23 protein-coding genes are annotated in these 22442 nt (G+C 74.0%); 13 read left to right on the top strand and 10 right to left on the bottom strand.

Going from position 1 to position 22442, the window contains the following annotated elements; all coding sequences use genetic code 11:
* The first annotated feature begins 200 nt into the window (after positions 1-200).
* From ACQPX6_RS03500 to ACQPX6_RS03460, 9 genes are all read left to right on the top strand, one after another.
* Positions 201-1388 carry an FAD-dependent monooxygenase gene (locus ACQPX6_RS03500; RefSeq protein ID WP_433785451.1) on the top strand — a complete coding sequence of 396 codons (1188 nt, stop codon included), beginning with the start codon at positions 201-203 and terminating at the stop codon, positions 1386-1388.
* Complete coding sequence (locus tag ACQPX6_RS03495; protein ID WP_433785450.1) at positions 1385-2296, top strand: dioxygenase; 912 nt, start codon at positions 1385-1387, stop codon at positions 2294-2296. The genes ACQPX6_RS03500 and ACQPX6_RS03495 overlap by 4 nt, the downstream gene beginning before the upstream one ends.
* Positions 2296-3246, top strand: a complete 951-nt coding sequence (locus tag ACQPX6_RS03490; RefSeq protein ID WP_433785448.1) for a LysR substrate-binding domain-containing protein — start codon at positions 2296-2298, stop codon at positions 3244-3246. Before ACQPX6_RS03495 ends, ACQPX6_RS03490 begins: the two co-directional genes overlap by 1 nt.
* Positions 3243-4343 (top strand): mandelate racemase/muconate lactonizing enzyme family protein, encoded by a 1101-nt coding sequence (locus ACQPX6_RS03485; protein ID WP_433785447.1) that lies wholly within the window; start codon positions 3243-3245, stop codon positions 4341-4343. Before ACQPX6_RS03490 ends, ACQPX6_RS03485 begins: the two co-directional genes overlap by 4 nt.
* A 9-nt stretch (positions 4344-4352) precedes the next feature.
* Positions 4353-4637, top strand: a complete 285-nt coding sequence (gene catC / locus ACQPX6_RS03480) for a muconolactone Delta-isomerase (RefSeq protein ID WP_433785446.1) — start codon at positions 4353-4355, stop codon at positions 4635-4637.
* Between the two features lie 49 nt (positions 4638-4686).
* Positions 4687-5451 (top strand): 3-oxoadipate enol-lactonase, encoded by a 765-nt coding sequence (gene pcaD, locus ACQPX6_RS03475; RefSeq protein WP_433785445.1) that lies wholly within the window; start codon positions 4687-4689, stop codon positions 5449-5451.
* A gap of 2 nt (positions 5452-5453) precedes the next feature.
* The gene (locus ACQPX6_RS03470; RefSeq protein ID WP_433788180.1) at positions 5454-6227 is read left to right on the top strand and encodes a CoA transferase subunit A; all 774 of its coding nucleotides are present in this window, start codon (positions 5454-5456) and stop codon (positions 6225-6227) included.
* A gap of 17 nt (positions 6228-6244) precedes the next feature.
* Positions 6245-6886: a 3-oxoacid CoA-transferase subunit B gene (locus tag ACQPX6_RS03465; protein WP_433788179.1), complete on the top strand. Its 642-nt coding sequence runs from the start codon at positions 6245-6247 to the stop codon at positions 6884-6886.
* A gap of 168 nt (positions 6887-7054) precedes the next feature.
* The gene (locus ACQPX6_RS03460; protein ID WP_433785444.1) at positions 7055-7540 is read left to right on the top strand and encodes a PAS domain-containing protein; all 486 of its coding nucleotides are present in this window, start codon (positions 7055-7057) and stop codon (positions 7538-7540) included.
* Here the strand turns inward: ACQPX6_RS03460 and ACQPX6_RS03455 are convergent.
* The 3 genes from ACQPX6_RS03455 to ACQPX6_RS03445 are packed head-to-tail and all read right to left on the bottom strand — an operon-like array spanning position 7515 to position 10373.
* Positions 7515-7709: a hypothetical protein gene (locus ACQPX6_RS03455; RefSeq protein ID WP_433785443.1), complete on the bottom strand. Its 195-nt coding sequence runs from the start codon at positions 7707-7709 to the stop codon at positions 7515-7517. The two genes, ACQPX6_RS03460 and ACQPX6_RS03455, sit on opposite strands and share 26 nt — an antisense overlap.
* A gap of 11 nt (positions 7710-7720) precedes the next feature.
* The gene (locus ACQPX6_RS03450) at positions 7721-9712 is read right to left on the bottom strand and encodes an acetoacetate--CoA ligase (protein ID WP_433785441.1); all 1992 of its coding nucleotides are present in this window, start codon (positions 9710-9712) and stop codon (positions 7721-7723) included.
* A 16-nt stretch (positions 9713-9728) separates the two neighbouring features.
* The gene (locus ACQPX6_RS03445) at positions 9729-10373 is read right to left on the bottom strand and encodes a class I SAM-dependent DNA methyltransferase (protein WP_433785439.1); all 645 of its coding nucleotides are present in this window, start codon (positions 10371-10373) and stop codon (positions 9729-9731) included.
* Between the two features lie 176 nt (positions 10374-10549).
* Between ACQPX6_RS03445 and ACQPX6_RS03440 the strand changes: the two genes are divergently transcribed.
* Positions 10550-11665, top strand: a complete 1116-nt coding sequence (locus ACQPX6_RS03440; RefSeq protein ID WP_433785437.1) for an MFS transporter — start codon at positions 10550-10552, stop codon at positions 11663-11665.
* 79 nt (positions 11666-11744) lie between these two features.
* The gene (locus ACQPX6_RS03435) at positions 11745-12173 is read left to right on the top strand and encodes a CBS domain-containing protein (protein WP_433785435.1); all 429 of its coding nucleotides are present in this window, start codon (positions 11745-11747) and stop codon (positions 12171-12173) included.
* Here ACQPX6_RS03435 and ACQPX6_RS03430 read toward each other — a convergent pair.
* Positions 12158-13357, bottom strand: coding sequence for a glycosyltransferase (locus ACQPX6_RS03430; protein WP_433785433.1), 1200 nt, complete (start codon positions 13355-13357; stop codon positions 12158-12160). The genes ACQPX6_RS03435 and ACQPX6_RS03430 overlap by 16 nt on opposite strands.
* 51 nt (positions 13358-13408) lie before the next feature.
* On the opposite strand from ACQPX6_RS03430, the gene ACQPX6_RS03425 reads away from it, so the two are divergent.
* Entirely contained in the window at positions 13409-14377 is a 969-nt protein-coding gene (locus ACQPX6_RS03425) for an aldo/keto reductase (RefSeq protein WP_433785432.1), read from the top strand.
* A gap of 32 nt (positions 14378-14409) precedes the next feature.
* Here the strand turns inward: ACQPX6_RS03425 and ACQPX6_RS03420 are convergent, their stop codons facing one another.
* On the bottom strand, positions 14410-15609 hold the full coding sequence (locus ACQPX6_RS03420; RefSeq protein ID WP_433785431.1) for a macrolide family glycosyltransferase: 1200 nt from the start codon (positions 15607-15609) through the stop codon (positions 14410-14412).
* A gap of 182 nt (positions 15610-15791) precedes the next feature.
* Positions 15792-16676 (bottom strand): GntR family transcriptional regulator, encoded by an 885-nt coding sequence (locus tag ACQPX6_RS03415; protein ID WP_433785430.1) that lies wholly within the window; start codon positions 16674-16676, stop codon positions 15792-15794.
* A gap of 99 nt (positions 16677-16775) precedes the next feature.
* On the opposite strand from ACQPX6_RS03415, the gene ACQPX6_RS03410 reads away from it, so the two are divergent.
* Positions 16776-17927, top strand: coding sequence for an FAD-dependent monooxygenase (locus tag ACQPX6_RS03410; protein WP_433785429.1), 1152 nt, complete (start codon positions 16776-16778; stop codon positions 17925-17927).
* A 52-nt stretch (positions 17928-17979) separates the two neighbouring features.
* Here the strand turns inward: ACQPX6_RS03410 and ACQPX6_RS03405 are convergent, their stop codons facing one another.
* The 4 genes from ACQPX6_RS03405 to ACQPX6_RS03390 are packed head-to-tail and all read right to left on the bottom strand — an operon-like array spanning position 17980 to position 22286.
* Complete coding sequence (locus ACQPX6_RS03405; RefSeq protein ID WP_433785427.1) at positions 17980-19071, bottom strand: ABC transporter ATP-binding protein; 1092 nt, start codon at positions 19069-19071, stop codon at positions 17980-17982.
* Between the two features lie 13 nt (positions 19072-19084).
* Entirely contained in the window at positions 19085-19972 is an 888-nt protein-coding gene (locus ACQPX6_RS03400) for a carbohydrate ABC transporter permease (RefSeq protein ID WP_433785426.1), read from the bottom strand.
* On the bottom strand, positions 19972-20916 hold the full coding sequence (locus tag ACQPX6_RS03395) for a carbohydrate ABC transporter permease (protein WP_433785424.1): 945 nt from the start codon (positions 20914-20916) through the stop codon (positions 19972-19974). Before ACQPX6_RS03395 ends, ACQPX6_RS03400 begins: the two co-directional genes overlap by 1 nt.
* A complete protein-coding gene (locus tag ACQPX6_RS03390) occupies positions 20913-22286 on the bottom strand; it encodes an ABC transporter substrate-binding protein (protein ID WP_433785422.1) in 1374 nt (457 codons plus the stop codon). Before ACQPX6_RS03390 ends, ACQPX6_RS03395 begins: the two co-directional genes overlap by 4 nt.
* Positions 22287-22442 lie beyond the last annotated feature (156 nt).

Here is a 22442-nt window from a genome sequence, read left to right as displayed (position 1 = left end):
CCGGGTCCCGCTGACCGCTCCACCTCGACGGTAGTGCCCGCTCCCGCGCGCGGGCCACGCGGCCGGGCGAGGGTCACCCCCGCCGCCGACCGAGACGTCCAGCGTCTGGATCGGTCGCCAATGGGTCCTTCTGTCGGCACATTCGTCGTGTCATGGTTCACGACGGGACGGGGCAGCGACGCCGGGAGGGGGACGACGAGATGACACGGGTGGTCGTCGCCGGCGCGGGCATCGGCGGGCTGACGCTGGGCATCGCCCTGGCGCGGGCCGGCGTCACCGTCGACCTCCACGAGCGCGCCACCGAACTGCGCGAGGTCGGCGCCGCCGTCGCGCTGTCGGCCAACGGCACGCGGCTGCTCTACCGGCTCGGCGTCGGCGAGGCCCTCGACGCCGTCTCCACCCAGCCCACCGAGCTGATCCACCGCGACGGGCGCACCGGCGCGCGGATCGCGGCCCACCCGGGCGGCGCCGCCTACCGCGCGCGCTTCGGCGCGCCCTACTGGGGCGTGCACCGCGTCGACCTGCAGCAGGCGCTGGCCGCCGCCTTCGTCGACGCTGCGGGCGCGGAACACCTGCACCTCGGGCACGCGGTCACCGCCGTCGACACCGACGGCGGGACGCTCACGCTCGACGACGGCTCCGAGGTCGGCGGGGACGTCGTCGTCGGCGCGGACGGCGTGCACTCGACGGTGCGCGACGCGGTCACCGGCCCGGGCACCGGCCCCCGCTACTCGGGCACCAGCGCGTTCCGCGGCCTCGTCCCGGTCGACGCGCTGCCGAGCCTGCCCGACCCGCTCGCGATCCAGTTCTGGGCCGGGCCGGACGCGCACCTGCTGCACTACGCGCTGGGCCGCGACGACGACACCGTCAACTTCTTCGCCGTCCTCTGCGGCCCGGCGACCTGGGAGGGCGGCACCCGCGAGGCCCGCGACGGCGAGCTGCTCGACGCGTTCGCCGGCTGGCACCCCGCGGTGCGCGAGATGCTCGCCGCGGTGCCGCAGAGCCCGCGCTGGCCGCTGCTGTCCCAGCCCGCGCTGACGCGCTGGACGCGGGGCCGCGCGGCGCTGATCGGCGATGCCTGCCACGCGATGCTGCCCCACCACGGGCAGGGGGCGAACCAGTCGATCGAGGACGCCGTGGTGCTCGCCCACCTGATCGTCGAGCACGATCCCGCGACCGCGCTGGCCGCGTACCCGCGGCGGCGCCGGGCCCGCACCCGCGCGATCGCCGCCAGCGCCTGGGACACCGGCACCTTGCTGCACCTCGCCGACGACCACCCCCGCCTCGTCGAGCGGGACCGGCGCTTCGCCGGCTACCTGCCCGCCAACGACTGGGTCCACGAGCACGACGCCGCGGACCTCACCACCACCACCAGGAGCCCTGCATGACCAGCACCCAGGACCAGTCCGTCTCCGACGCGGTGACCGCCGGCGCCCACGCCACCGAGATCGCCCGCTCCGGCGCGTCGAACCTCCGCGGCCCGGCCGCCGGCGGCGCCGACCCGCAGCGCGTGGCCACCGTGGTCGGCGCCGCGCTGGAGGGCATCCGGTCCGCGATCCGCGACCACCAGGTGACCTACGAGGAGTTCGACGCGTTCAAGCAGTGGCTGATCGCGGTCTCGGACACCGGCGAGTGGCCGCTGTTCCTGGACGTCTACCTCGAGTTCGAGGTCGAGAAGGTGGCCGCCGCGACGCAGCAGGGCTCGGTCGGCACGATCCTCGGCCCGTTCTGGCTCGACGGGCAGGTCCGGCTCGACTCGCCGGCCACGCTGCCGATGCGCGACGACGAGCCGGGCACGCCGATGATCCTCGCCGGCCAGGTCACCGCGACCGACGGGACGCCGCTCGCGGGGGCGACCGTCGACATCTGGCACACCGACGCCGACGGCTGGTACTCCGGGTTCGCCGCGGCCCCGCCGGCCGGCAACCTGCGCGGCGTGGTCCGCTGCGACGACGAGGGCCGCTTCGAGATCCACACCCGCAAGCCCGCGCCGTACACGATCCCGCTCGACGGGCCGACCGGGCAGATGACCCAGGCCGCCGGCTGGAGCCCGTGGCGCCCCGCCCACCTCCACCTGCTCGTCGCCGCGCCGGGGCACCGCACGCTGACCTCGCAGCTGTTCTTCACCGGCGACCCCTACCTGGGCCACGACGTCGCCTCGGCCGACAAGCCCGAGCTGACGCTGGACCCGCAGCCCACCGGCAACGGGGACGAGGTCCGGTCCGACCGGGACTTCGTGCTGGAGCCGGAGTCGGGAGACGCAGCGGAGCGGAGCTCGACCATCGGTCGGGACTAGTGGAGACCCGCCAGCTGCGCTACTTCGTCGCCGTCGCCGAGACGCGGCACTTCGGGCGGGCCGCCGAGCGGCTGCACATCGCCCAGTCGCCGCTGTCCCAGGCGATCCGGCAGCTGGAGTCGCAGCTCGGCGCGCCGCTCTTCGAGCGCACCACGCGGCGGGTCGACCTGACCGCCGCCGGGGAGGCGCTGCTGCCCGAGGCCGTGCGCATCCTCGCCTCGCTCGACGCGGCCCGCGACCAGGTGGGCCGCGTCGCGGCGGGCGCGCTCGGGCGGCTGCGCGTCGGGGCGACGGGCCTGGCGACGTACGGCCACCTCCCGGCCCTGGTCCGGCGGCTGGACGAGGAGCTGCCGGGGCTGGCGCTGAGCTTCGCGACCGAGATGCTCACGCCCGCCCTCGAGGCCGCGCTGGGCGAGCACACGATCGACCTCGCGGTGCTGCGCCTGCCCGTCGCCGACCCCGCGCTCGCCCACCACGTCCTCGCCCGCGAGCGCCTGGTCCTGGCGGTGCCTCGGGCCTCCGGCCTCGTGCGCGCTTGCCCGTGCCAGGGCACGGAGAAGCACGCACACCCCACGCCCGTGCGCCTCGCCGACCTCGCCGACGAGGACTTCGTCGTCTACTCCGCACCGGGGTCCGTGGTCGGCGACGCGGCCGCGCGGGCGTGCCGAGCGGCGGGGTTCACGCCCCGGCACACCCACGAGGCCGACCAGACCTCGATCGTGCTCGCGCTCGTCGCCGCGGGCGCCGGCGTGGCGCTGCTGCCGTCGTCGGTGCTCGCGGTGGCCGTCGCGGGCGTGCACTACGTCGAGCTCGAGGACCACGACCCCGTCACCACCGACGTCGCGCTCGCCTGGCGCCGCGACGACCCCCGCCCGGCCCTGGCGCGCGCGCTCGAGGTGCTGTGCCGACCGGAGACCGCCGACCCCCCGAGGGAGACCGCGCCCGCATGAAGATCCGTTCCGTCGAGGCGATCCCGCTCGCGATCCCGTACCGGCGGCCGTTCGCGTTCGCCAGCGGCACGGCCACCGCCGCCGACCACGTCCTCGTGCGGGTCACCACCGACGACGGCCTGGTCGGGCACGGCGAGGCCCCGCCCCGTCCCTACACCTACGGCGAGACCGCGGCGTCGATCGTGGCCGCGGTCCGCGACCTGTTCGCCCCGGTGCTCGTCGGCGCCGACCCGTTCGCCCGCGAGCGGATCCGCGCCGACCTCGCCCGCACCGTCGCCAACAACGCCGCCCGCGGGGCGATCGACGTCGCCCTGTGGGACCTCGTCGGGCAGGCCTGTGGGCAGCCGGTGCACGCGCTGCTCGGGCACGCCGCCGACGACGTCCGCGTCGCCCACATGATCGGGCTCGGGACGCCGGCGGAGATGGTCGCCGACGCCGTGGAGATGAGCGAGCAGTACGGCGTCGAGGCGTTCAAGGTGAAGGTGGGCCGGGATCTCGCGCACGACCTCGCCGCGGTCCGCGAGCTGCGCCGCGAGCTGGGCGACTCCGCGGAGCTCTACGCCGACGCCAACCGCGGCTGGGACGCCGACACCGCGATCGTCGCCGCGCGCCGGCTCACCGACTTCCACGTGACGATGCTCGAGGAGCCCAACCCCGCCGACGACGTCCTCGGCCGGCGCCGGATCGTCGCGGCCAGCCCCATCCCCGTGGTCGGCGACGAGTCGACGATCACGCTCGGCGGGGTGGCGCGCTCGCTGCTCGACGCCGAGTCCCAGGCGATCAGTGTGAAGGTCGCGCGCACCGGCTTCACCGACTCCGCGAAGATCGTCGGGCTGTGCGAGGGCCTCGGCGTCACCACCGTCGTCGGCAACCAGATCGACGGGATGCTCGGCACCGTGGCCTCGACCGCGCTGGCCTGTGGCCTGCGGTCGCTCGCCCGCCACCCCGTCGAGGTCACCAACTTCCTGCTGATGACCGACGACGTGCTCACCGACCCCCCGGTGATCGCCGACGGCCGCGCCGCCGCCCGCCAGGGCCCGGGGCTGGGCGTGGCGATCGACCCCGACAAGCTCGCCCACCACCGCGCCGACCGCTAGGAGCACCGCGTGCAGTTCCTCGTCCGCATGGAGGTCCGCCTCCCCCACGACATGCCCGCCGACGTCGCCGACGACCTCCGCGCGCGGGAGCGCGAGCGCGCCCACGAGATCCAGCGCGCCGGCAAGTGGCCCGAGCTCTGGCGCGTGGTCGGGCGCTACGCCAACGTCAGCCGCTTCGACGTCGACTCGGGCGACGAGCTCCACCAGCTGCTCTCGAGCCTGCCGCTCTTCCCCTACATGGACGTCGAGGTCACCGCGCTGACCGTGCACCCGTCGAAGCTGGAGTCCTGGTGAACGGAAGCCCGCGGTTCACCCACGGGACCGACCGGGCACGGTGGGGGACGTGAAGCTGCACCACGTCATCGAGGGTCCCGACGACGCGCCCCCGCTGGTCCTGCTCTGCTCGCTCGGCAGCACCGTCGACATGTGGGCGCCGCAACGCCGCGAGCTCGCCGACGAGTTCCGCGTGATCACCCTCGACCACCGCGGCCACGGCGGCTCGCCGGTGCCCGACGGGCCCTACGCCGTCGAGGACCTGGCCCGCGACGTCCTCGAGACCCTCGACGACCTCGACGTCCCCCGCGCCTCGTTCGCCGGCGTCTCGCTCGGCGGCGCGGTCGCCCAGTGGATCGGCCTGCACGCCCCCGAGCGCGCGAGCACGCTGGCCCTGCTCTGCACCGCGGCGCTCTTCCCGAACGGCGACACCTTCCGCCAGCGGGCGCAGACGGCGCGCGCCGACGGCGTCGCGTCCCTCGCCGACGCGGTCGTCGCGCGCTGGTTCACCGACGACTTCGCCGACGCCGAGCCCGACACGGTCCGCCGGATGCGCGACATGATCGCGTCGACGCCCGCCGAGGGCTACGCCGGCTGCTGCGAGGCGGTCGCGGCGTGGGACGTCGTCGACGAGCTCGGCGGCATCGACGTGCCGACCCTCGTGGTCAGCGGCGTCGAGGACCCGGCGACGCCGCCCGAGGTCCAGCAGGTGCTCGCCGACGGCATCCCCGGCGCCCGGCTCGAGTCGGTCGCCGACGCCGCGCACCTGGCCCCCTTCCAGCGGCCCGAGATCGTGACGCCGCTGCTGCGCGAGCACGCGAAGGGCGCGTCGTGAGCATCGACAAGACCGTCGCCTCGGCCGACGACGCCGTGGCCGACATCCCCGACGGCGCCTCGCTGGCCGTCGGCGGGTTCGGCCTCTCGGGTGTGCCGATCGTGCTCATCGACGCGCTGTCGCGGACGTCGGTGACCGACCTGCACGTCGCGTCGAACAACTGCGGCACCGACGGCTGGGGCCTGGGCATCCTGCTCGAGCAGCACCGCATCGCCCGCGTCGTCGCGTCCTACATCGGCGAGAACAAGGAGTTCGGCCGGCAGTACCTCGCCGGCGAGCTCGAGGTCGAGCTGACCCCACAGGGCACGCTGGCCGAGCGGCTGCGCGCCGCCGGTTCGGGCGTGCCCGCCTTCTACACCCCGGCCGGTGTCGGCACCTGGGTCGCCGACGGGGCGATGCCGTGGCGCTACGCCCCCGACGGGTCGGTGGCGGTGTCGTCACCGCCGAAGGAGGTCCGCGAGTTCGAGTTCGACGGTCGGCGGATCCCCTTCGTCCTGGAGCACTCGCTGGTCTGCGACTTCGGGCTCGTGCGCGCCGCGAAGGGCGACCGGCACGGCAACCTCGTCTTCCACCGCTCGGCGCGGAACTTCAACCCGCTCGCGGCGATGGCCGGGCGCACGACGATCGCCGAGGTCGAGCAGCTCGTCGAGCCCGGCGAGATCGACCCCGACGACGTCCACGTGCCCGGCATCTACGTCCACCGCGTCGTCGAGCTGACCGCCGATCAGGCCGCGCGCAAGCACATCGAGAAGCGCACGACCCAGGAGAACACGTGACCCTGTCCCGCGAGCAGATGGCCGCCCGCGCCGCCCGCGAGCTCACCCACGGCGCGTACGTCAACCTCGGCATCGGGCTGCCCACGCTGATCCCGAACCACAAGCCCGACGGCGTCGACGTCTTCCTGCACTCGGAGAACGGGCTGCTCGGGGTCGGTCCCTACCCGAGCGAGGACGAGGTCGACCCCGACCTCATCAACGCCGGCAAGGAGACCGTGACCGTCCGCGACGGCGGCTCGTTCTTCGACTCCGCGCTGTCGTTCGGGATGATCCGCGGCGGCAAGGTCGACATCGCGGTGCTCGGGGCGATGCAGGTCGCGGTCAACGGCGACATCGCCAACTGGGCGGTGCCCGGCGCGATGGTCAAGGGCATGGGCGGGGCGATGGACCTCGTCCACGGCGCCCGCCGCGTGCTCGTGGTCATGGAGCACGTGACGAAGAAGGGCGACGCCAAGCTCGTCGAGTCGTGCTCGCTGCCCCTGACCGGGCGCGGCGTCGTCTCGCGCGTCATCACCGACCTCGCCGTCGTCGACATCACCCCCGGCGGCTTCGTGCTGCGCGAGCTCGCCCCCGGCGTCACCGGCGACGAGGTGCGCGACCAGACCGACGCGCCGCTGACCGACGCCGACGACCTCGCGGAGATCGCCGCCCCGGCCTGAGCTGCGGGCCGCGGGTCGTTCGCCGTTCCACAGTTGCTGTCGATCTCGCGCGCGGGCAGGGTCGCGTCCACCGCGTGGCCCGGACCCCCGCCACGACCTGCGTACGCGCGCGTGCCGATCCGCGAGGCAGCCGATGACGCCACCACCGTCCCGACCTCCCGAGCCACGATGATCACCGGTCGCGATCTGTCGGTGATCTCGGAGGGCGCCGCCCGCTCCGTGCTCGTCGCCGCGCGGAGACAGGCCGCGCCGCCCGCCCGCGACGACCCGCCCGTCGAGACCGCGCTGCTCGGTCCCGACGGGGTGATCGTGTGGGTCGACGAGGCCTGGCGCGCGTTCTGCCGGGACAACGGCGGCGACCCCGCGCGCGCCGGGATCGGGGTCTCGTACCTGGCGCTCTGCGACGCCGCCGCCTCCACCGACCGACACAGCGGCACGGTCGCCGCCGCGATCCGGGCCGCGCTGCGCGGCGACCTGCCCGCCCCGGCCCGCGTCGAGGTCCCCTGCCACGCGCCGGAACGACCGCGCCACTTCGACGTGCTGATCTCCTCGCGCCGGGACGACCGCGGCGCCGTCCTCGGCGCCACGGTCACCCTGTCGGAGGTCGTCCCCGAGGCCCGCCCGGTGGTCAGTCCCGGGACGCGCGGAACCTGACGGCGACGACGTGGGCCGCGACGATGGCCGTCACGGCGCTGCCGGTGTGCAGGTCGATCGTCACGGCCCGGCGCTTCCTCTCGTCCTCCGCCCGTTGCCGAGCCACTTCCTCCTCGTCGGGCGGGATGCGGACGGCCCGCGTGCGGCCCTGGCGGGCCGTGGGCTGCATGTCCGGGCCCCTCAGTCCCGCGCCCGCGCGACGACCGTCTCCAGCGCCTCGGGGTTGCGCAGCGCGTCCTTGCTGACCGCCTTCTCGGCCGGGGTGCCGGCGAGGATCCGCTTGACCGGCACCTCGGACTTCTTGCCGTTGAGCGTGCGCGGGATGTCGTCGACGACGAGGAAGCGGTCGGGCACGTGGCGCGGCGAGAGCTGGCTGCGCAGCGCCTTCTTGAGCTGCGGCGCGACGTCGTCGAACGCCACGCCCTCGCCGAGCACGAGGAAGCACAGCAGCTCGCCGCCGTCGCGGGCGCCCTCGAGCCCCGAGGTGTCGATGACCAGCGAGTCGAGCACCTCGTCGAACGACTCGACGACCTCGTAGAACTCGGCGGTGCCCATGCGCACGCCGCCGCGGTTGAGCGTGGAGTCGCTGCGCCCGCGGATGACCAGCGAGCCCCGCGGCGTGATCTGCACCCAGTCCCCGTGGCGCCAGACGCCGGGGAAGTCCTCGAAGTACGACTCGTGCAGCCGCGAGCCGTCGGGGTCGTTCCACAGCATCACCGGCATCGAGGGCATCGGGCGGGTGATGACGAGCTCGCCGACGTCGTCGATCACCGGGTTGCCCTGCGGGTCGAACGACTCCACGGCGGCCCCGAGCGCCCGGCAGGAGATCTCTCCACGCCACACGGGGACGGTCGGGGCGACGCCGACGAAGGCCGCGCAGACGTCGGTGCCGCCGGAGACCGACGCGATCTGGAGCTTCTCCCCCACCGCGTCGCGGAGCCAGTCGAAGCCCTCCGGCGAGAGCGGCGAGCCCGTGGAGCCCACCGAGCGGATCGCGGAGAGGTCGAACGCGTCGCGCGGGCGCAGGCCGGCCTTGAGGCACGACTGCACGAACGACGCCGACGTCCCGAACAGCGTGACGCCCTCGTCGGCGGCCATCCGCCACAGCACGTCGAGGTCGGGGTGGCCCGGGCTGCCGTCGAACGCGATCACGGTGGCGCCGACGAGCAGCCCCGAGATCAGCAGGTTCCACATCATCCAGCCGGTGGTGGTGAACCAGAAGAACCGGTCACCGGGCCCGAGGTCGTGCTGGAGGGCCAGCGACGCGAGGTGCTGGACGACGATGCCGCCGTGCGAGTGCACGATGCCCTTGGGCAGGCCCGTGGTGCCCGACGAGTAGAGGATCCACAGCGGGTGGTCGAACGGCACCGGGTCGACGGTCAGCTCGGCGCCGGCGTGGTCGGTGAACGCCGCCCAGCCCAGGACGTCGTCGTGGTCGGCCCAGGCGCCGTCGGTGACGTAGTCGATGCCGACCGTCGCGCGCAGGGTCGGCAGCTGCTCGCGCAGCTCGCCGACCGTGGCGCGGATGTCGTAGGACTTGCCGTTGTAGAGGTAGCCGTCGACGACGACGAGCACCGACGGCTCGATCTGGGCGAAGCGGTCGACGACGGCGCGGGCGCCGAAGTCCGGGGAGCACGACGACCACGTCGCGCCCAGCGAGGCTGCCGCGAGGAACGCGACGAGCGTCTCGACGCTGTTCGGCGCGAGCGCGACGACCCGGTCGCCGCGGCCCACCCCGAGCTCGACCAGCCCGGCGCGGGCGCGGGCGACGTCGTCGCGCAGCTCGCCGTAGGTGCGCTGCTCCCGGCGGCCGTCCTCGCGCAGGGCGACGATCGCGAGGTCGCCGTCGGCGCCGCCCTCGGCGGGGTGCAGCGCGTGCTCGGCGTAGTTCAGCGTGGCGCCCGGGAACCAGCGCGCGCCGGGCATGTCCTCGCTGCCGAGGACCTCGCTCGGCTGCTCGTGGAAGCGCACGCCGAGGTGGTCGACGACCGTGCCCCAGAAGGCGGGGAGATCGGTGGTCGACCAGCGCCACAGCTCGGAGTACGTGTCCACCGTCACGCCGTGCTCGCGGGCCGCCCGCTGCGCGAACGCGGTGATGCGGGCGGCGCGCACGGTCTCGTCGTCCGGCTGCCAGAGGATCTCGGGTTCCGTGCTGTCGGGCGGGGCGGTCATGGCCCCCGTTCTATCCTCAGCGCGCGGTCAGCACCAGCATCCGGGCCTCGACACCGACGCCCGCGCGGTAGGGCGACAGGTCGGCGGACACGAGATCCGCCCGTCCGGCGGACACGAGACCGTCGACCTCGGCGCGGTAGCCGCCGGACTCCCACACGTCGTCGAGGACCGTGGCCACGACGGTGCCGCCCGGGCGGGTCACGCGCAGGAACTCCCCGAGCGCCTCGGGGCCGACGTGGCCGTGGGTCAGCGTGCCGACGCACACGACGACGTCGTAGGCGTCGTCCGCCGTCGGCAGCGGTCGGGTGAGGTCGGCGGGCTCGAGGGAGCGGTAGGCGCCGGTGGCCCGCGCGCGCTCGAGCATGCCCGGCGAGACGTCCACCCCGTCGATCACCGCGACGCCCCGCTCGGCCAGCGCCGCCCCGACGAGCCCGGTGCCGCAGCCGGCGTCGAGCACGGTGCCGGCGAAGCCCGCGAACCGCACGACGGTGTCGGCGGCGAGGCGCGGCGCGACGTAGTCCTGGCTCGCGTCGGCGAGGTCGGCGTCGTAGCTCTCGGCCCACTCGTCGTAGAGCGCCCGCGCGTCGTCCGGTCCGCGCAGCCCGTACGCCCGCGTCATGTTCGGGTTGCCGCCGGTCGGGGTCGTGGGCTCGTCGGTCATGGCGCGCATCCTTCTACGTGAGCGGAATTCGCGGCTGTACCCGTGAAGATCGCGCACATAGGCTGGTCGACGTGCAGAACCTCTTCCGTCGACATTGATCGCCCCGCCCGGGTGACCCCCGGGTCCCGCGCGGGTTCGGAGCGCGGGTCGTCGCCGTCGAGGCGCTCGGCCAGTTCGTGCCGCTCTACCCGCTCTATGCGCTGCTCTTCGCCGACCACGGGCTCTCCGACGCGGCGATCTCGGTGCTGTTCGGGCTGTGGTCGCTGACCTCGCTCGTCCTCGAGGTGCCGTCGGGCGCCTGGGCCGACGTCACCTCGCGCCGCCGCATGCTCGCCGCCTCCGGCGCGCTGACCGCCGTCGCGTTCGCCCTCTGGGTCCTCGTCCCGTTGACGGCGTCCTTCGCGGCCGGCTTCGTGCTCTGGGGTGCCGCGACCGCGCTGGGCTCGGGCACGCTCGAGGCCCTGGTCTACGACGCCCTCGACGGCTGGGACGCCACCGACGGCTACGCGACGTTGATGGGCCGCGCCCGCTCGGGCTTCCTCGTCGCGATCCTCGTCGCCACGCTGCTGGCCGCGCCGCTGGTCCAGGTCGGCGGGTACGTCCTGCCGGGGCTCGTCGGCAGCGCCGCGTGCCTCGCCGGCGGCGCGCTCGCGCTGACGCTTCCCGAGGCGCCGCGGGAGCGGTCGTCGGGCCCGCGACTCGCCGGCGTCGCCGCCGAGTGGTGGGCGACGCTGCGCGACGGGCTCGCCGAGGTGTCGCGGACGGCGCTGCTGCGGCGCGCGGTCGTCGTCACCGCCCTGCTCACCGGCCTGATCGCCTTCGACGAGTACCTGCCGCTCGTGGCGTCCGAGGGCGGCGCGTCCCCGGCGCTGGTCGCGGTGCTGCTGGCCGTCGTGGGCGTCGCCGAGGCGGGCTGCGCGGCGCTGGCCGGGCGCTGCGCGCGGCTCGCGCCCCGGGCGCTCGGGGCGCTGCTGGCCGGGGCGGCGCTGGCCGTCGCGGCCGGCGCGCTGCTGCCGGTCGGGCCCGGGTTCGTGGCGATCGCCGCGGGCTACGGCGTGCTGCAGATGCTGCTCGTCGTCGTCGAGACCCGGGTGCAGGATGCCGTCACCGGCGAGGCCCGGGCGACGGTGACGTCGGTGGCGGGGTTCGGGTCGGAGGCGGTGGCGATCGCCGTGCTCGTGGCGGTCGGCGTCGGCACGGTCTGGGTGGCGCTGCCGGTGGTGGTGGCCGCCCTCGCGGGACCGCTGCTGGGCGTGGCCGTGCTGCTGACCAGGACCGATGCGCACTCGTGAGCTCACTGTCAAGGTCTGGCCGAACACGGAGGGTCCCTGCCATCCTCTGCGTGTCGCACACCCGACGAAGGGGACGGCCATGCGGATCGCGGACCTGCTCGCCCAGAAGGGGAACGCGGTGCTCACCGTGTCCCCCGCCGACCCCGTGGCGTCGCTGCTCGCGGTGCTCGCCGAGCGCAACGTCGGCGCCGCGGTCGTGTGCGAGGACGACCGGCTCGCCGGGATCGTCTCCGAGCGCGACGTCGTGCGGCACCTGCACCGCCGCGGCGCGTCGCTGCTGGACGCGCCGATCTCCGAGATCATGACCGCGGTCGTCGCCACCTGCCGCGCGACCGACGACCTCCAGACGCTGAGCCGGACGATGACCGACAAGCGCATCCGCCACGTCCCCGTCGTCGACGACGCGGGGAAGCTGACGGGGATCGTCAGCATCGGCGACGTCGTCAAGAGCCGCATCGACCAGCTCGAGGAGCACCGCAGCCAGCTCGAGGCCTACATCTCGGGCTGACCCCACGCCCCGACGGCCGCCGCGACGTCGGACGGCGACGGCATCGCGGCGATCTCGGACGCGAGCGCCCGGGCCGCGGCGCGAGCGGGGCCCTCGGCGATCAGCGGACCCGCCGCCGCGGCGACCCCGTCCGGCGACGCGACGGTGGCGCCTGCGCCGATCGCGGAGACGGCCGCGGCGTTGAAGAACTGGTCGGCGCCCTGGGGGAGGAACAGCTGCGGGATCCCGGCCGCCGCGGCCCCGAGCGTCGTCCCGCTCCCGCCGTGGTGGACGACGAGCACCGGCGGGTGGTCCGAGGCCAGGACGTCGGCCTGGGCGACGAACGGCTCGACGCGCACCCGGTCGGTCGCGAGCCCGTCGAGCTCGCCGATCGCGATCGAGCCGGCGGCCACGAGCACGTCGAGGTCGAGGCCGGCGAGCGCGGCGGCGGCCGTCCGCAGGACCCCGGACGTCCCCATGGCGGTGCCGAGCGTGAGGTAGGCCCACGGCCGGCCGGACGCGGGCGGCGACGACCCCGGGACGGGCGGGTTCCAGGCGGTCGGGCGCAGCGGGAGCTCGGCCAGCTCGTCCCCCTCGGGCGGCGCCTGCAGCGAGGGCGGGCAGGGGTCGAGGGACGCGTGGCCGAGGGGCGCCCCCTCCACCAGGTCGAGCCCGAGCTCCGTGGCGAGGGCGAGCACGGAGCCGCGGGCGCGGTGGTACATCGGCGCCTGCAGGGGCGGACGCCGGCCGACGCCGTGCAGGACGCAGGGGACGCCCGCCGCCGCCGCCGCGAGGGCCGCGCCCTGGTCGCCGATCTCGGCCACCACGAGGTCCGGCCGGTGCGTCGCGAGCCACGGCGCGAGGTCGGCCACGACCCGGCGCGGCAGGATGTCGCCGAAGACCTCCGTCGCGAGCGTCCACTCCGTCGCGCGGTCCGGCGGCCACGTCGCGACCCCGAGGCGTTCCCGCGCGACGACGAACCCCTCGGCCAGACCTCCGCCCGAGGGCAGGACCGCGAGCCCGGTGGTGGCGACGCCGCCGAGCACGTCCGGGCCGGCCGCGAACGTGACGTCGTGTCCGGCGTCGCGCAGGGCCGTGGCCAGCGGGACGAGCGGGAAGGCGTGGCCCGGCGCGCCGAGCGCGGTGACGAGGATGCGCACGGCGCCGAGCGTGCCGGATCGCGGGCCCGGCGTCAGGTGACCCACGATTCGTCCGTCGTTCAACCTCTCCGGGAGCGGGTACGCGACGGGATGGAGATGACGAGACTGGGCAAGACCGAGCTGCAGGTGTCGCGGATCGCGTTCGGTACCTGGCAGGTCTCGGGCGAGTGGGGCTCGTACGACGCCGACCAGGCGCAGCGGGCGATCCGCCACGCGCTCGACCTCGGGGTGAACTTCTTCGACACCGCCCAGGCGTACGGGTTCGGCCAGTCCGAGGAGGTGCTCGCCAACGCGCTGCGCGGCGAGCTCGACCGCCACCGGGACTCGGTGGTCATCGCGACGAAGGGCGGCATCAACCCCGGCACCGACCGGCCGCGGGACTCATCGCGCGAATACCTGCGCTCGGGCGTCGAGTCGTCGCTGAAGGCGATGAAGATCGATCACATCGACCTGTACCAGGTGCACTGGCCCGACGAGCAGACCCCGTTCGAGGACGCCGCGGGCCACCTCCAGGAGCTCGTCGACGAGGGCAAGATCCGACACGTCGGCGTGTCCAACTTCGACCAGGACCAGATGGCCGCGTTCGACCGGCGGCGTCCCGTCGAGACCCTGCAGCCGCCGTACCACCTGTTCCGCCGCCACATCGAGGACGGCGTGCTGCCCTACGCGCGCGAGCACGACATCGGCACGCTGGTGTACAGCCCGCTCGGCTCGGGGCTGCTGACCGGGACGATGGACTCCTCGACGACGTTCGAGGACTCCGACTGGCGCTCGCAGGCCTCGGCGTTCCAGGGCGAGAAGTTCCGCCAGAACCTCGAGGTCGTCGAACGGCTGCGCTCGTTCGCGGCGGACAAGGGCTGCGAGGTCTCGCAGCTCGCGATCGCGTGGGTGCTCGCGCAGGACGGCATCGACGTGGCCATCGTCGGCGCCCGGTCGGACAAGAACATCGAGCGCTCGCTGGCCGCAGTGGACGTGACGCTCTCGGCCGACGACCTCGCCGAGATCGAGCGCATCACCGCCGACGGCGTCCAGGTCACCGGCGCGGCCCCGGAGGGCGTGTCCTGAGCCCAGTGTCAGCGGAGCGGCTCCGCAGACGCTCAGTGTCTGCAGCGCCGCTCCGCTGACATCCCCTCGGTCGCCAGCAGCCCCTCCACCACATCCGCGGCGGCCGCCGCCCCGCCCGCCGCGCGGAGCTCGGCGCGCTGCGCCGCCAGGTGGGCCGCCACGTCGGGCGAGGACGTGAGTTCCCGCAGCGCCGCGCGCAGCGTCTCCGGCGTCGCCTCCTCGGCCGGCACCGTCCGCGCCACGCCCAGCGCCTCGAGCATCGCGGCGTTGCCGAACTGGTCGACCGCCCGCGGGATCGCGATCATCGGCACCCCGCACCAGAGCCCCTCGGCGCAGCCGCCCATCCCGGCGTGGGTGACGAACGCGCTCGCGCGCCCGAGCACCCCGAGCTGGGGCACCCACCGGTGCACGGCGACGTTCGGCGGCAGCTCGCCCAGCGCGTCCAGGTCGAGGTGCGGGCCGACGGCGAGCACCACGTCCCACGCCAGCGGTCCGAACGCCTCCGCGCACGCCCGGAACAGGTCGGGCTCGTCGTGGTACGCCGACCCGAAGGACACGAGCACGAGCGGGCGCGGCGGCGCGGGCCACCGCTCCTCGCGCGCCCGCCGCGCCATGTCGGGCCCGGCGAACGTGTAGACGTCCGGGTCGACCTTCTCCGCGTGCGGCTGCAACGCCCGCGGGATCTCCACGATCGAGCGCGCCGGCCGGCCGACGAACTGCTCGGGGTCGTCGTCGATCCCCTGCTCGGCGAGCCACGCGGAGAACCGCGCGAGGTACGCCGAGTACACCGGTGACTGTCGGAACGCGAGGTCGTCGGCGAAGTCCGACTCGAAGCCCTCCCACGCCACCATCGCCGGCGAGAGCTGCACGGCCGGGATGCCCCAGCGCCGTGCGAGCACGATCGCCGGGTAGCCGCCGATGTCGTAGAGCGCGACGTCGGGGACGTCGTCCTCCAACGCCGCGGCGATCTGCGGCAGCGCCTGCACCGCCTCGTCGAGGAACAGCGCGGTGCCGGCGACCGGGTCGCTCGGCCACTGCTCGCCGCGCGCCTGGTCGGGCAGGACGGACGTGTGCACGAGCGGCGTCGCGCCGGTCGCCGCGACCATCGCCGCGAACGCCGCGGGGATCGCGTAGGTGACCCGGTGGCCGCGCTCGACGAGCTCGGCGACGACGGGCAGGTGGGGGTGGGTGTGGCCGTGGGCGGCGACGCCGACCACGAGGACGTGGGCCATGGGGACTCCAGGAGCAGGCGTGACGAGGGCGCGACGCCGCACCGCCGGGGCGTCCCCGGCGGTGCGGTGCGGGTGGCGTCAGCCGTAGAGCAGCTGCTGGATCACGCCGGACACGCTAGGAGATCGATCGCGTCGCGCGCGACGCCTTTCCGACCGGCGGCCGGCCGCCGCCACGACACGGATCACCGTGCCAGCGTCCCGAACCCGTCGAGCAGCGCGGTCAGCCCGGTGTCGAAGATGCGCTGGAGGTCGTAGGGGTAGTCGCCGACGCGACGCAGGGCCGGTCCGGCGTGGCGGCGCAGGGCCTCGCGCAGCGCCGGGTCGTGGTCGACCCAGGTGTCGGCGTCGATGCCGGTGTCCGCCTCGGCGTCGACCTCCGCGGCGAGGTCGACGGCCATCCCCCGCACGAAGCTGGTGAGCACCAGGTGCAGGTCGAAGCTGGTCACCGGGTCGGCGACGACCTCCTCGAGCGCCGCGAGCTCGGCCTCGGCGAGCCGCAGCAGCGCGGGCGACGCCTGCGGACGGCTCAGCGACAGGGCGCGCGCGAGCCAGGGGTGCCGGCGGTGCAGCCGCCACTGCCGCCGCGCCAGCGCCTCCAGCCGCACACGCCAGGTCCCGCTCCCCGGCGGCAGCGCCGCGGCCGCGAACACGGCGTCCACCATCGCCACGACCAGGTCCTCCTTGCCGCGCACCAACCGGTACAGCGACATCGTCGGCAGCCCGACGCCCGCCGCGACCCGCCGCATCGACAGCGTCGCGAGCCCGTCGGCGTCGGCGAGCTCGATCGCGACGGCCACGGCGTCCTCGCGGGTCGGGGCGCCCACGGGTCGCCGGCGGGTCGGGGCGGCGTCGGCCCGCTCGACGACGACCGAGCCGACCCGCGGCACCGTGGTCACCCAGCCCCCGTCGCGCAGCAGCCTCAGCGCCCGCGCCGCCGTCGACAGCGCGATGCCGTGCTCGGCGGCCACCGCCCGGGCCGAGGGCAGACGGTCGCCCGGACCCAGCTCGCCGTCGACGATGCGGGCCCTCAGTGCGGCGGCGACCCGCTCCGACGGGAGGTCCTCCATCGCGCCTCCTCTGTGCTGTCTGTGCCGGCACAGTCCGCCGTCGACCCGGCTCTGAGCGGCACCGTTGCTGCTCGTACACCGTATCGAGGAGGAACAGCGATGACCGAGGTCCTGGTGTCCGGCGGCGGCGTGGCCGGCGCGACGACCGCGTACTGGCTACGGCGGCACGGCTTCGTCCCCGTGGTCGTGGAGGCCGCCCCGGCGCCGCGCCGCGGTGGGCAGGCCGTCGACGTCCGTGGGCCGGCGCTCACGGTCGCCGAGCGCATGGGCGTCGCCGACGCGCTGCGGGCGGCCCGCACCGACATGCGGGGCATGTCCGTGGTCGACGAGGACGGCACCGAGCTGATGAGCACCACCGACGTCACGCTCACCGGCGGACCGGTCGGCGGTCCGGACGTCGAGATCCTGCGCGACGACCTCGTCGACGTGCTCGTCGGCGCGACCGCGGACGTCGAGCACCTCTACGGCGAGCGGGTCGTGGGGATCGACGACACCGGCGACCGCGTGCGGGTCGAGCTCGCGAGCGGCACCCGCCGTGACGTCGACCTGGTGGTGGGCGCCGACGGCCAGTTCTCCGGTGTGCGCCACGTCGCGTTCGGGCCCGACGACGACGGACGTCTCTACCCGCTGGGCCAGCACATCGCCGTGTTCACCCTGCCGAACACCTTCGGCCTCGACCGCTGGCAGGTCTTCCTCCAGCGCCCGGACGCGATGGTCGGCCTGTACACGGCGCGGCAGAACACCGAGGTCCGGGCCGTCATGGGGTGGGTCGACGAGACGGTGACCTACGACCACCGCGACCTCGCCGAGCAGCGGCGCCTGGTGAACGAGGCGTTCGCGGCGGGCGGCTGGTGGATCCCGCGGATGCTCGAGGGGATGGCGGACGCGCCGGACTTCTACCTCTCGCCGATGACCCAGGTGCGGATGGATTCCTGGTCGCGCGGGCGGGTCGCGCTCGTTGGCGACGCCGCGTACTGCGCCACGGCGGTGTCGGGGCAGGGCACGAGCCTCGCGATGGTCGGCGCGTACGTGCTGGCCGGGGAGCTCGAGCGCGCCGCAGGCGACCACGCCGCGGCGTTCGCCGCCTACCGCGCCCGGATGTGCGGGTTCGTCGAGGCCAACCAGCAGCTCGCCCTCGTCAACGCCGAGCGGACACGCCAGATGACCGGCGCGGAAGAGGCCGTCGAGGAGTTCGACGAGCACTGGGTCGCCTCGGCCGCGACGGCGATCGACCTGCCCGCGTACGCCTGAGGGGTGTGCGCCCTTGTCCGTGCCGGGGCACGGACAAGGGCGCACGAGCCCGTCAGGGCAAACGCTCGCCGCTCTCGACGTCGAAGACGTGCAGGGTGTCGGCGTTCGGGCGCACGGCGATGGGGTCGCCGAAGCGGACCTTCACGCGACCCGGACCCCGCACGACGATCGAGGTGGACGTGTCCTCGGCGAGGTGGGCGTAGAGGTAGGACTCGCTGCCGAGCTCCTCGACGACGTCGACCACGGCCTTGATCACCGAGCCCCCGTCGGAGTCGTTGCTCTCCAGCACCCAGTCCTCCGGGCGGATGCCGACGGTGAGCCGGTCCCGGGAGCCGGCCGCGTCGGCGATGTCGCGCGGCAGCGGGATCTCGATGCCGCCGAGCGTGACCCCGGTGGACGAGCGCGGCAGCTCGAGCAGGTTCATCGCCGGCGACCCGATGAACCCGGCGACGAACGCGTTGGCGGGTCGGTCGTAGAGCTCCGGCGGCGTCGCGTACTGCTGGAGCCTGCCGTCGGCCAGGACGGCCACCTTGTCGCCCATCGTCATCGCCTCGACCTGGTCGTGGGTGACGTAGACGGTCGACACCGCGAGCCGGTTCTGCATCTCGGCGATCTGCGCGCGGGTCTGCACGCGCATCTTCGCGTCGAGGTTGGACAGCGGCTCGTCCATGAGGAAGACCTGCGGTTCCCGCACGATCGCCCGGCCCATCGCGACGCGCTGGCGCTGGCCGCCGGAGAGCGCCTTGGGCTTGCGGTCGAGGTACTCGGTGAGCCCGAGCATCTCCGCGGCCTCGCGCACGCGCTGAGCCCGCTCCTCCTTGTCCATCCCGCGCATCTTCAGCGGGAAGGCCATGTTCTCCGCGACGGTCTTCGACGGGTAGAGCGCGTAGTTCTGGAACACCATCGCGATGTCGCGGTCCTTGGGCGGCACGTCGACGACGTCGCGCCCGTTGATGCGCACCGAGCCCGCGTCGATCGGCTCGAGCCCGGCCAGCATCCGCAGCGCCGTCGACTTCCCCGAGCCCGACGGGCCCACGAGGACGACGAGGTCGCCGTCGGCGACGGTCAGGTCGAGCCGGTCGACCGCCGGCTTCGCGCCCGGGGTGTAGATGCGCGAGGCCTGGTCGAACACCACTTCGGCCATGTCGATGTCTCCCTTACTTCACGGCGCCGAACGACAGGCCCTGCACCAGCTTGTTCTGCGCCACCCAGCCCGCGAGGACGACGGGCAGCGCCGCGATGGTCGCCGCCGCGGAGAGCTGGGCCCAGTAGAGGCCCTCCGAGGTGATGAACCCGACCAGGAAGACCGGCACGGTGCCGGCGTTGGCGGCGGTCAGGTTGACCGCGAAGAAGAACTCGTTCCACGCGAAGATCACGCAGATCAGCGCGGTGGCGAAGATGCCGGGCGAGATGATCGGCAGCACGATCTCGCGCAGCGTGCGCCACAACGGCGCGCCGTCGATGCTGGCCTGCTCGAGCAGCTCGCCGGGCACCTCGAGGAAGAACGAGCGCATCATCCACACGGCGATGGGCAGGTTCATCCCGGTGTAGAGCACGATCAGCGTCCATATGTTGTCCAGCATGCCGATCTGGTTGACCACGACGTAGATCGGCACGATGGCCGCGACCACCGGCAGCATCTTCGTCGAGATGAAGAAGAACAGGACGTCGGACGTCTTGCGCACCGGGCGCAGCGACAGCGCGAACGCGGCCGGGACGCCGAGCAGCAGCACGAAGATCGTCGAGACCACGGTGGCCGTCACCGAGTTCGCGACGTAGGGCCCGAGCCCCGAGGAGAAGACGCCCTCGTACTGCTCGAGGGTCGGCTCGAAGAACAGCTTCGGGGTGGGCGTGTAGGCGTCGGCCTCCGTCTTGAAGGAGGTCAGCACCATCCAGAAGACCGGGAAGAAGAACACGATGGCCACGACCCAGGCGATGACGCCGAACCCGACGTTCGCCCCGCTCGTGCGCTGCTTGCGCGGGGCCTGCACCTGGTCCGTCGCCGACGCCCGATCGTCGGTGGGGGTGTCCGTCGTGACCGCCATTAGGTCAGCTCCTCCTCGCCGCTGAAGCTCCGGAACAGCAGGCGCAGCGCGAAGCTCGCCGCGATCAGCGTGATGATCACGACGACCACGCCCATCGCCGCGGACTGGCCGATGTCGAAGCCGAGGAACGCGCGCTGGTAGATGTAGAACGGCAGGTTGGCGCTGGCGACGCCCGGCCCGCCCTGGGTCATCATGTAGACGGTGTCGAAGGTGTTGACCAGGTAGATCGTGCCCAGCACGACGCCGAGCTCGATGAACCGGCGCAGGTGCGGCAGCGTCAGCTCGCGGAACACCGACCACGCGCTCGCCCCGTCGACGCGGGCCGCCTCGAGCTGGTCGGTCGGCTGGCTCTGCAGGCCCGCGAGCAGCAGCAGCATCATGAACGGCGTCCACTGCCACACCAGCGCGGCCATCACCGAGGCCAGCGGGAACTGGCTGATCCACTCGGTGCCCGACGCCCCGAACGGCGAGAGCACGAAGTTGACCAGGCCGAGCGTCGGGTCGAGCAGCACCGTGCGCCACAGCAGCGCCGCGGCCACCGGCGTGATGAGGAACGGCGTGATGAGCAGCGTGCGCACCACGCCGCGCCCGACGAACTGGCGGTTGAGCAGCAGCGCCAGCAGGAGCCCGAGCACCACGGCGATGAGCACCGAGCCCAGCGTCATGACGATCGTGTTGAGCGCGACCTGGCGGAACTGGCTGTCGGTGAAGACGTCGAGGTAGTTCGAGAACCACACGAACTCCTGCGACCCCGGCCGGACGAGGTTCCACGACTGCAGCGAGTAGAACAGCGTGAGCAGGAACGGGATCTGGGTGACGACGATCGTGAAGACCAGTGCCGGCAGCAGCGGCGCGCGGCGCCGCCAGCCCTCGGCGCGGTCGATCATCGCGGCGCCGCCGACGTTCGCGGCGGGCGCGGGGCGTTGTTCGAGCGTTGCTGTCATCGCTGGTAGCTCTCCCCCACCGTCTCCGCGTAGTTCTGCGACTGCTCGAGGGCCTCGTCGACGGTGATCTGGCCGGCGATCGCCGCGCTGACCTGCTGGCTGACGCGGGTGCCCAGGTCCTGGAACTCGGGGATGCGCACGAACTGCACGCCCTGGTACGGCACCGGCTGCACGGTCGGCTGCTGCGGGTTCGCCCGCTGGAGGCCCTGCAGGATCAGCGGCCCGTAGGCCCCCGCGACCTGCCGGTACTCCGGGATCTCGTAGGTCGACTGCCGTGACCCGGGCGGGATCGAGGTCCACCCGACCTCCCGGCCGGCGAGCTGGATGTACTCCTTGCTCGTCATCCAGGACATGAAGCGCCACGCCGCGTCCTTGCGCGGGGAGGTCTGCGGGATGCCCAGCGACCAGGAGTACAGCCAGCCCGACGACGGCGTCGCCACCACCGGGGCGGGGGCGTAGCCGATCCGCCCGGCGACGGTCGACTCCTCGGAGTCCTCGACGGTGCCCGCGGCCGACGTCGCGTCGTACCACATGGCCACCTGGCCCTGGCCGAACTGCGTCGCGCACTCGGAGAAGCCGGCCTGCGAGGCGCCGGGCTCCCCGTGCTGGCGGACGAGGTCGACGTAGAACTGCACGGCCTGGCGCACCTCGGGCGAGGTGAGCTGCGCGCGCCACTCCGGGTCGTACCAGCGCCCGCCGAAGGTGTTGATCACGGTGTCGAGCGGGGCCATGACCTCGCCCCAGCCCGGCTTGCCGCGCAGGCAGATGCCGCGGCGCTGGCCCTCGCCCTGGTCGAGGCGGGCGGCGAACTCGGCGATCTGCGGCCACGTCGGCTGCGCGGGCATCTGGATGCCGGCCTGCTCGAAGAGGTCGCGGCGGTACATGAGGAACGACGACTCGCCGTAGAACGGCACCGAGTACATCCGGCCCTGGAAGGACAGGGAGTCGCGGACGGTCGGGATGAAGTCCGCCTGGTCGTAGCCGGGGGTGCCGGCGATGTAGGGCTCGAGGTCGGTCAGCCAGCCGTTCTGCGCCCACTGCGGCGTCTCGTAGTTCGAGATCATGACGATGTCGAACTCGCCGCCGCCGGTGGCGACCGAGGCCGTGATCTTGGCGCGCGCCTCGTTCTCCGACAGGGAGACGAAGCGCAGCCGGATGCCGGGGTTCGCGGCCTCGAACCGGGGCGCGAGCGAGATCGCGTCCTCCATCTGCGGGTTGGACACGATCGCGACCGTGACGGTCTCGACGCCCTCCGCGCTGCCCAGGGCGCCCGCGCCGGAGCACCCGGCGACGAGCGCCAGACTCGCCAGGATCGCCGCGAGGACCACTGGTGCCCGTCCCCGTGCCCGCCGTCGCGCCGCCCCGCGCATCGCGCCTCCCGCCCCGTCGGCCGCCCGCCACCGCCCTGCACCGTGACCTGGGCCACTGGCGGTGGGGTGACGGTAGAACTGCGCTGCGTGAGACGCAAGCGCTTAACCGCGTCAGGTCCGGAGAGAGGTGCGCAGGGGGCCGGACAGGGTAGAACT

Origin of the sequence: Actinomycetospora sp. CA-101289 (genome assembly GCF_050955895.1) — a bacterium.
Taxonomy (GTDB): Bacteria; Actinomycetota; Actinomycetes; order Mycobacteriales; family Pseudonocardiaceae; genus Actinomycetospora.
The sequence above is the reverse complement of the archived record's forward strand: the minus strand, read 5'-3'. Positions and strand labels throughout refer to the sequence as shown.

Coding starts and splice junctions, on each gene's coding strand:
- ACQPX6_RS03500 (WP_433785451.1), top strand. CDS start 201: ATGACACGGGTGGTCGTCGCCGGCGCGGGCATCGGCGGGCTGACGCTG.
- ACQPX6_RS03495 (WP_433785450.1), top strand. CDS start 1,385: ATGACCAGCACCCAGGACCAGTCCGTCTCCGACGCGGTGACCGCCGGC.
- ACQPX6_RS03485 (WP_433785447.1), top strand. CDS start 3,243: ATGAAGATCCGTTCCGTCGAGGCGATCCCGCTCGCGATCCCGTACCGG.
- ACQPX6_RS03465 (WP_433788179.1), top strand. CDS start 6,245: ATGGCCGCCCGCGCCGCCCGCGAGCTCACCCACGGCGCGTACGTCAAC.
- ACQPX6_RS03460 (WP_433785444.1), top strand. CDS start 7,055: ATGATCACCGGTCGCGATCTGTCGGTGATCTCGGAGGGCGCCGCCCGC.
- ACQPX6_RS03455 (WP_433785443.1), bottom strand. CDS start 7,709: ATGCAGCCCACGGCCCGCCAGGGCCGCACGCGGGCCGTCCGCATCCCG.
- ACQPX6_RS03450 (WP_433785441.1), bottom strand. CDS start 9,712: ATGACCGCCCCGCCCGACAGCACGGAACCCGAGATCCTCTGGCAGCCG.
- ACQPX6_RS03445 (WP_433785439.1), bottom strand. CDS start 10,373: ATGACCGACGAGCCCACGACCCCGACCGGCGGCAACCCGAACATGACG.
- ACQPX6_RS03435 (WP_433785435.1), top strand. CDS start 11,745: ATGCGGATCGCGGACCTGCTCGCCCAGAAGGGGAACGCGGTGCTCACC.
- ACQPX6_RS03425 (WP_433785432.1), top strand. CDS start 13,409: ATGACGAGACTGGGCAAGACCGAGCTGCAGGTGTCGCGGATCGCGTTC.
- ACQPX6_RS03420 (WP_433785431.1), bottom strand. CDS start 15,609: ATGGCCCACGTCCTCGTGGTCGGCGTCGCCGCCCACGGCCACACCCAC.
- ACQPX6_RS03415 (WP_433785430.1), bottom strand. CDS start 16,676: ATGGAGGACCTCCCGTCGGAGCGGGTCGCCGCCGCACTGAGGGCCCGC.
- ACQPX6_RS03410 (WP_433785429.1), top strand. CDS start 16,776: ATGACCGAGGTCCTGGTGTCCGGCGGCGGCGTGGCCGGCGCGACGACC.
- ACQPX6_RS03405 (WP_433785427.1), bottom strand. CDS start 19,071: ATGGCCGAAGTGGTGTTCGACCAGGCCTCGCGCATCTACACCCCGGGC.
- ACQPX6_RS03400 (WP_433785426.1), bottom strand. CDS start 19,972: ATGGCGGTCACGACGGACACCCCCACCGACGATCGGGCGTCGGCGACG.
- ACQPX6_RS03395 (WP_433785424.1), bottom strand. CDS start 20,916: ATGACAGCAACGCTCGAACAACGCCCCGCGCCCGCCGCGAACGTCGGC.
- ACQPX6_RS03390 (WP_433785422.1), bottom strand. CDS start 22,286: ATGCGCGGGGCGGCGCGACGGCGGGCACGGGGACGGGCACCAGTGGTC.